General features: G+C 64.1%; 8 protein-coding genes. 4 read left to right on the forward strand and 4 right to left on the reverse strand.

Translation table 11 applies throughout. The annotated features are described in order from the left end of the window. Positions 1-359 precede the first annotated feature (359 nt). Together NKI61_RS08840 and NKI61_RS08845 are read left to right on the forward strand one after the other, a co-directional pair. On the forward strand, positions 360-524 hold the full coding sequence (locus NKI61_RS08840) for a DUF3309 family protein (RefSeq protein ID WP_023667887.1): 165 nt from the start codon (positions 360-362) through the stop codon (positions 522-524). Between the two features lie 215 nt (positions 525-739). Then, entirely contained in the window at positions 740-874 is a 135-nt protein-coding gene (locus NKI61_RS08845; protein ID WP_023804413.1) for a hypothetical protein, read from the forward strand. Here the strand turns inward: NKI61_RS08845 and NKI61_RS08850 are convergent. After that, entirely contained in the window at positions 865-2,046 is a 1,182-nt protein-coding gene (locus NKI61_RS08850) for an MFS transporter (RefSeq protein ID WP_023804414.1), read from the reverse strand. The two genes, NKI61_RS08845 and NKI61_RS08850, sit on opposite strands and share 10 nt — an antisense overlap. A gap of 102 nt (positions 2,047-2,148) precedes the next feature. Further along, the gene (locus tag NKI61_RS08855; RefSeq protein ID WP_023735668.1) at positions 2,149-2,376 is read right to left on the reverse strand and encodes a DUF1127 domain-containing protein; all 228 of its coding nucleotides are present in this window, start codon (positions 2,374-2,376) and stop codon (positions 2,149-2,151) included. Positions 2,377-2,631: 255 nt separating this feature from the next. On the opposite strand from NKI61_RS08855, the gene NKI61_RS08860 reads away from it, so the two are divergent. Further along, positions 2,632-4,149, forward strand: coding sequence for a winged helix-turn-helix domain-containing tetratricopeptide repeat protein (locus NKI61_RS08860; protein WP_023704770.1), 1,518 nt, complete (start codon positions 2,632-2,634; stop codon positions 4,147-4,149). A gap of 532 nt (positions 4,150-4,681) precedes the next feature. After that, on the forward strand, positions 4,682-6,178 hold the full coding sequence (locus tag NKI61_RS08865; protein WP_023704768.1) for an aldehyde dehydrogenase family protein: 1,497 nt from the start codon (positions 4,682-4,684) through the stop codon (positions 6,176-6,178). A 25-nt stretch (positions 6,179-6,203) separates the two neighbouring features. Here NKI61_RS08865 and doeB read toward each other — a convergent pair whose 3' ends face one another. Next, complete coding sequence (gene doeB, locus NKI61_RS08870) at positions 6,204-7,208, reverse strand: N(2)-acetyl-L-2,4-diaminobutanoate deacetylase DoeB (RefSeq protein WP_023704767.1); 1,005 nt, start codon at positions 7,206-7,208, stop codon at positions 6,204-6,206. A 5-nt stretch (positions 7,209-7,213) separates the two neighbouring features. Beyond that, the coding region (locus NKI61_RS08875; protein WP_352839200.1) for a M24 family metallopeptidase at positions 7,214-7,768 on the reverse strand (555 nt) is incomplete at its 5' end.

The raw sequence follows: 7,768 nt of genomic DNA on the forward strand, positions 1-7,768 counted from the left end.
CTGCCGGTTCGGCTCGACTGGAAATGGTGCGGGGCCAAAACTCGTCGTCGACCAATTCGGCTTCAGATGACGACACGTTTCAGCTCGCCTTCCAGCGTAAGCCCGGCGTCAAGCCTGCCGCGCGTTCAGGTGGAGGAGCGGCCGGCCGCCTAAAGGGCAATCCCGCGTAAATTCTGAATTCTACGCGCCGCCTGGCGCGCGATGCACGCGCAGCTTGCGCCTGAACCTCAGCAAACGCCGTCATGATGGCTTTCGTTCCTTAGCCGTCGGATGAAAATCGCCGGGGAACAGGAAGGCTTGCTGGGAGTTTAGTTCTTCGAGCCGCGCCGTGAACGGCGCGGCAGCGAAGGAGACGGCATATGGGCCTGGGTACCATTCTTATTATCATCCTGATCATCGCGTTGCTCGGCGGCTTCAGCGGCCTCGGCGGCGGCCCCTTCTACGGCACTGGTTACTATGGCGGCGGTGGCCTCGGGCTGGTGCTGATCATCGTGATCATTCTGGTTGTTCTCGGGCGAATATAGCGTCGCCATGGGCGGCCGCCGAGTTCTACGGCGGCCGCGTTTTCGCCTGACATCGAGGTTTGAAGACATGGCAGCTGAAGACATTGCTGGTCCGGAAACACTGGGCCGGCCTCGGCGCGAGCGAGAGCGAACGCGACGAGCTGGGATATCCTAATGGTGGCACGATCCGAAGGCGGCGGGCGTAAGCTGCAGACCCCGACACCCGCCTGGCGGCCGTGGCGTTCATCGAGGCGGATCGGACGCTTCGAGGAACCCAGGACGGCGACGAGGCGGGTTCGGCCTTTCTCGCTCTTGTCGACAAGGGCAGCATCGGCCTGAAGGCCGCAATGGCAGGCACGCCTTACGCCTGAACGCGGTCAACCCGCCGTAACTCCGCCAGCAGAAACACCACCAGCACGCAGCACAGCAGGCCAAGCGACGATGGCAGTCCCTGATGTCCGGTCAGTTGCATCGCCAGCCCGGCCACGGGTGAGCCGACGATGCCGCCTACCCCCCATACGAACGCGAAGGCGGCATTGCCGGCGATCAAGGCTTGACCGGTGAAACGCTCGCCGAGCTGGATCAGCGACAGCGTGTAGATCCCGAACGAGACCCCGCCCCAGACGAAGAAGAGCGGCCAGATAAGCCACGTAGCGAAGAGCAACGGCAACAGCAGGCAACCGGCCAGGCAAGCCAGGACACAGAACAGCATCATCGGCTTCGAGCCAAACCGTTCGGCGGCGCGCCCAAGCACGACCTGCAGCACGGCATTGCCGGCGATGAAACAGGTGATGAGCGAAGCGATGCGCTGCTCAGTGCTGCCGAGCGCGGCACCATAGACCGCGAACAGCGAAAGCAGGACTTGCTCGAAGGCGGCAGCCGTGAAGACTGCGAACAAGAGCAGCGGCGCCAGCGCGAAGAAGCCGCCGACCGACACCGCTTCGCCCTCACGCGGCATGTCGGGCAGGCGCGGCGCGACGGCAAGCACGATCAGGCCGCAGACAAGGAAGGCCGCGCTGCCGATGATGAAGGGTGGCCATCCTTGCGTGCCGACCAAGCCTAGCGACAGCGGGCCGAGGCCAAAGCCGGCGGAAACGATGGAGGAGTATAGGCCCATGATGCGGCCTCGGCGTGCGGCGGGTGTGATCGAGACCAGCCAGGTTTCACTGATCACGTAAAGCGGATTGGCAAAGAAGCCGAGCAGGAAGCGCAACGGCATCCAGGCCCATACATCCTGCGTCCAGGCAATCGCGATCAGGACGGTTGCTGCCAGGATCGAACACACAACCGCAAAGCGCGCCGCGCCCACCCGCCGGACCAGCGCCGGCGTGAAGAGCGACGATATAATGAAACCCAGAGGCGTCATCGCGGCCGAGAGGCCGATAAGGCCCGGTGTCGTCCCTTGCCGTTCCAGGATGAAGCTGAGCAGCGGATACGTCAGCCCCTGTGCTATGGCGAACACCGTAACGGTCGCGATGATGCCGGCCATCGCGGCCCATGCGATGTGGTTCTCCGGCGGTGACGTCGCGTCTTCGGCGCTCATGCCGACTTCGAAGCAGGATCGGCACGTTCCGGCAAGTGCAAATGCCGGCAAAACGCCGCGGTACGCCCAAACAGGCGGGCGGGTCTTATCCGCGACATCAGCTCACACTTGCCAGAAGCGTTTGACGATTTCGGCCTCGAGCTGGCGTCTGGTCAGACCGATATCGTCGATCAGGTGCGGATTGGCCTCCGCCATCTGCTTGAGGTCCCAGCGAAAGCGTATCCGCTCGCGCCAGGCCGCGATCATGCCCCGCGGGCCCGTCGGACGCCGGCCCGATGACACCGCCTTTTCCGGCAAGGCTGCACGAGCAGAAGCAAGGGTATCGTTCATGGCAACCTCCATTCGGTTTGAGGAGCGACAGCCCTCGGCTTGCAAGAGGTTGAACTCTGCCGCATGCGGACGGCGCCGTAATTAAGCCCGGCCAAATAGTTCTCAAAAGTTCCAAACCGGCTAGAGCACCTCGCCGTTTCATGGAAACGGCGAGGTGCTCAACTCTTTGTTTTGACGCCATACGTCCGTGAAGCGCTCCGCCGCGCTTTCCCGTGGGAAAACCGCCTTCACACCTTTCCTGGAATTGCTCTATAGATGCGCGTTATGCAGGGATCGCGCTTTGCCTTTGGTCCGTTCGTGCTTGATCCGGGTGCGGGAACGCTCCTTCGGGACCAAGTTCCCGTAGCCGCCGGCCACCGCGGACTGCAGCTGCTGGCGGCGCTCGTCGCCCGGCCCGGCGAGATCGTGGCCAAGGCCGAGTTGATGGATGCGGCATGGCCAGGCACCGCCGTTGAGGAAGGCAACCTCACCGTCCAGATTGCGCAATTGCGCAAGCTGCTGGGTCCGGCCACGAACGGCGGAGAATGGATATCGACCGTTCCGCGCGTCGGCTATCGCTTCACCGGCGCCATCGAACAGCTCGGCGACGAGAAGCGACAGGCTTTGCCGCTGCCTGCCAAACCGTCGATAGCCGTGCTGCCCTTTGCCAATTTCAGCAACGACCCCGAGCAGGAAGCCTTCGCCGACGGGTTGACCGAAGACCTGATCACCGACCTGTCGAGGATCGGCGGCCTGTTCGTCATCGCGCGCAACTCGACCTTTGCCTACAAGGGCAAGGCGGTGGATGTGCGCGAGGTCGCCAGGGAACTTGGCGTGCGCTATCTCTTGGAGGGCAGCGCCAGACGCGCCGCCGGGCGCGTGCGCATCAACGCCCAGCTGGTCGACGCGCTGAGCGGCGAGCATTTATGGGCAGACCGCTTCGATCGCGGCCTGGAAGATATCTTTGCCGTTCAGGACGAGGTGACGGCCAAGATCGTCGAGGCGCTGCTTGGCCGGCTGCGCGCGCCGCTGCCGCGCAATCGGCCCCGAAATCTCGAGGCCTACGATCTGTGCGTGCGGGCCCGCAACCTGATCGACGTCTCGCCGGAGACGGCGCGCGAAGCGCATCTGTTGCTGACGCGCGCGCTTGCGCTCGATCCGGACTATGCCGAAGCCTATCGCTGGCTTGCCATGAACCACTGGATGGGATGGGTGCATTGGGGAGAGCCCATTGAGCCTGCCCGCGGCCTTGCCCTGGAACTGGCGCGCAAGGCTGTGGCGATCGATCCCAACGATGCCGGCTGCCACTGGGTGCTTGCCAACCTGCTTGCCTATGAGCGCAGATTCGACGAAGCGGATGTGGGATTTGCCAAGGCGTTCGAGCTCGACCCGAACGAGGCCGATGCCTGGGCGACATTGTCCGACATCGCGGTCCTGGCCGGGCGCGTCGAGGAGGGCCTCGACTATATCAGCAAGGCGTTCCGGCTGAACCCGTTTCCGGCAAGCTGGTACTATCTGACGCTCGGCCAGGCGCAATATGCGGCGCGCGACTATGAAGCCGCCGTCGAGACGACGCGCCGGGACGAGACGTATCGGACAAGCTCGCGCCGTTTCCTTGCGGCAAGCCTTGCGCAACTCGGCCGGATCGACGAGGCGCGCGCCGAGGTCGACCTGTTCCTCGTCGCGAACCCACATTTCACCACCCGTCACTGGGTCGAGACGGAGCCGTTCCGCGACACTGCCACGCTCGACCATTTCGTCGATGGCTTCCGAAAGGCCGGCCTTCCGGAGTGACGGACCGGCGTGCTCGATCGATGCCAGGCACCGTCGGTTGCGGATCAATCCTGCCAATGTTTGCACGTCGCGAGGCCGCTCGACCGATCTTGCTTCCGCGAGCAGTCATCCAACAGCGATTGCAGCGAAGCGGCGCGCGAAACCTCTGTCACGGTGAAGCCGGCTGGAACGGCCACGATCGATCCGGCCACGGGTGAGCGCTGGGTGGCGGCTGGCGACTGCCTGTTGCGCTCTCGTCTGCAATGCCGGCATCACGGTCGCCGTGGGCAATGATCGGCTTGCCTCATTGAGCTTTTAGCGACGCGCTCCGACAACTCGCGATGATTTTTCTAGATGCCATTTGTCGAAGCACAATCTTTTCCGAAAGCCGGTTTCCACTTTTCGGGACCATGCTCTAGCGGCTGTCTGTTTCTTGTTGCTGGCGCGATCGGAAGTCACCCGCACAACCTGGTTATCTGAGCGCCCTTTAGCTTTCCTTGTTTGAGGTCGGCGGCGGGAGTAATAGTCGCCAAGGAATTGCGAGGAGGAAGAGATGACGCTGAACTTCGACCCGAAGGCGAAGGCCACGGCGTTGTACCATGGCGAATTCCGACCGATGTTCATTGGCGGCAAGTGGGTCGCCGCGCAGTCCGGCCAGGGCATGCAGGCACTCAATCCGGCAACAGGCGAGGTGCTGGCGACAGTGCCGCGCGGCGGGGCTGCCGATATCGACTCGGCGGTGGCCGCCGCGCGCGCGGCCTTCGAAGGCCCATGGTCCAAATTCTCGCCCTACGAGCGGCAGTGCGTGCTGCTCAGGATCGCCGATCTGTTCGAGACGCATTGGGAAGAGCTCAGCGTTTCCGACACGCTCGATATGGGACTGCCGATCACGCGCACGCTCTCCAACCGGCGCCGCGTCATCGGCATGCTGCGCTTCTATGCCGGCATGGCGACGGCGCTGCATGGCGAGGCGATCGACAATTCGATTCCCGGCGAGATCGTCACCTTCACCCGGCGCGAGCCGGTGGGCGTCGTTGGTGCGATCATTCCCTGGAACGCGCCGACCGCCGCCTCGATCTGGAAGATCGCGCCGGCGCTGGCGACAGGCTGCACCATCGTGCTGAAACCGTCCGAGGATGCGTCGCTGACGCCGCTGCTGATCGCGCAACTGATGCAGGAAGCCGGCGTGCCCGACGGCGTCGTCAACGTCGTCACCGGCACCGGGGCCGAAGCCGGTGCGCGGCTCGCCGAACATCCAGACGTCAACAAGATCGTTTTCACCGGATCGACGCTGACCGGCCAGGCCATCGCGCGGGCAGCCGTGGCCAACCTCAAACGCGTTTCACTGGAGCTCGGCGGCAAGTCGCCGATCATCGTCTGCCGCGACGCCGACATCGACAAGGCTGTTCCGATCGCGGCGATGGCGGTGTTCGTGCATTCGGGCCAGATCTGCATTGCCGGCTCGCGGCTGTTCGTGGCGCGCGAAATCCATGACGAGTTCGTCCGCCGGCTCGCCGATTTCGCCGGCAGACTGCGGATCGGCCATGGCATCGAGGCAGAGACGGAAATCGGACCGCTCATCAATGCCAAGCAGGCAGCCAAGGTGGAGGGCTATATCAGGGCCGGCAGCGACGAAGGCGCCGAACTGGTCGCCGGCGGCTCGCGGCTGACCGGCGAGCTCTACGATGGCGGCAACTTCATTGCGCCGACGGTCTTCGGCGCCGTGTCGGACCAGATGACCATCGCGCGCGAGGAGATTTTCGGCCCGGTCATTTCGGCGATGCCCTTCGACTCGCTCGACGAAGCGGTGGCGCGTGCCAATGCGACGCCCTATGGCCTGGCCGCCGGCATCTTCACGACACATCTGGGCACCGCGCACAAGCTTGCGCGCCGCGTCAAGGCCGGCTCGGTCTGGGTCAACATGTACCATGCCATCGACCCGGCGGTGCCGTTCGGCGGCACGAAGATGTCGGGTTATGGCCGCGAGGGCGGCATCGAGCATCTGCACGAGTATCTGGAGACCAAGTCGGTCTGGATCCAGACCGACTGATATTCGCGCGGCGTACTCTGCGAAATCACGATGAAACCACAAGGGCCAGGACGGCGGCGCAGTCACCGGCTTTGACCAGGCCGGGGAAATGCCGCGCCGCCAGAATGCCGGACATTTTTGCCTTGATCTCCTGCGGAGCGATGCCGGTGCGGCCGGTGGAATGGATGCGCGCCAGCACCGAGCCTTCTTTCACAGGCTCGCCGAGATCGACCATGGTCTCGATCATGCCGTCGTCCTCGGCGAAGGAGAAACAATCGCCTGACGGCATGTCGAGCCACTGAGTTCTGCCCTTCTCGACCGCACCATCAACAATACCGGCATGGCGCAGCACATTGCTGATGCCGCGCCGCGCGATCCGCACGGTCTGGGCACGCGAGGTGCCGCCGCCGCCAAGCTCGGTGCTGACGAAGACCTTGCCCATTTCCTCGGCCGCCGTGTCATACATGCCGACGGAGTCAATCTCGATCATGCGCATCGAGAACGGGGCCGAGAACGCGGCGACCGCGTCGAAGGCTTTCTGCTCCAGCGCCTTGTCGGGCACCGTGTGGGCGGCACAGAAGGGCACGAAATCCAGCGTCCTGCCGCCGGAGTGGAAATCGAAGACGAGGTCGGCGCGCGGCAGCAGTTCGCGTTGAAAGTAGTCGGCGATCTTCTCGGTCACCGTGCCGTCGGGACGGCCGGGAAAGCTGCGGTTCATATTGCCCTTGTCGATCGGCGACGTCCGCGTGCCGGCGCGGAAGGCCGGATAGTTCATCGCCGGCACGATGATCACCGTGCCGCTGACCTGTTTGGGATCGAGCGTGCGGGCGAGATCGTAGAGCGCCAGCGGCCCCTCATACTCGTCGCCATGATTGCCGCCGGTGAGCAGCGCGGCCTGTCCCTTGCCGTTGCGGATGACGCAGATCGGGATCATCACCGAACCCCAGGCCGAGTCGTCGCGGCTGTAGGGCAGGCGCAGGAAACCATGTTGCACGCCGTCCTTGTCGAAATCGACGGTCGGCGCGATCGGAGATGGGCGGAGGCTAGGCATCGGGCTCAATTCTTCACCACCAGTTTGCGCGGTACATTGGCGAGGCACTCTACACCGGTTTCGGTGATCAGGATGGATTCGGTGATTTCCAGTCCCATCGTCTCCAGCCACAGGCCGGTCATGAAATGGAAGGTCATGCCGGGCTTGAGTTCGGTGCGGTCGCCGGGGCGCAGGCTCATGGTGCGCTCGCCCCAATCCGGCGGATAGGACAGGCCGATCGAGTAGCCTGTGCGGTTGTCCTTGACGATGCCGTATTTCTTCAACACGGCGAAAAAGGCGTTGGCGATGTCCTCACAGGCATTGCCGGGCTTTGCCGCCGCAAGCCCCGCCTCCATGCCTTCCAGCGTCGCCTTCTCGGCATCTAGGAATTCCTGCGTCGGCTTGCCGAGAAAGACGGTGCGCGACAGCGGGCAATGGTAGCGGCTGTAGCAGCCGGCGATCTCGAAGAAGGTGCCCTCGCCCGACTTCATCGGCTGGTCGTCCCAGGTGAGATGCGGCGCCGAGGCGTCGGCGCCCGACGGCAGCAGCGGCACGATCGCCGGATAGTCGCCGCCGATGCC

The sequence above is a fragment of the Mesorhizobium sp. M0514 genome (assembly GCF_040321145.1).
Taxonomy (GTDB): Bacteria; Pseudomonadota; Alphaproteobacteria; order Rhizobiales; family Rhizobiaceae; genus Mesorhizobium.